Consider the following 246-nt stretch of genomic DNA (forward strand, 5'->3'; position numbering starts at 1 on the left):
TTGAGCTGCCTCTGCTTCCTCTGGTGTATTCGCATTGGCTGGCTGGTTATCAATGGCATCTGTTTGCGCTTTGGCTTTCTCTTTCGCATCTGCCTTAGCTGCGTCTTTTTCACCTTGACTCAACTTATCGTTGTTGTCAATGGCTTGAAGTTTCTTAGTCAACTCATCTTGAATGGCTTGTTTTGCCTTATCTTTCCCTACTGGGTTCACCTTCTGAACATCGGCTTCCCCTGTAGCTTGAGCTGT

General features: G+C 46.3%; 1 protein-coding gene. It reads right to left on the minus strand.

Annotated features, from left to right (window positions below; genetic code table 11):
- On the minus strand, window positions 1-246 hold a 246-nt coding region (locus WKI42_RS10940; RefSeq protein ID WP_368081925.1), incomplete at both ends, for a DUF1542 domain-containing protein.

The organism is Streptococcus pseudopneumoniae (genome assembly GCF_038148935.1).
GTDB classification, from domain to species: Bacteria; Bacillota; Bacilli; order Lactobacillales; family Streptococcaceae; genus Streptococcus; species Streptococcus pseudopneumoniae_U.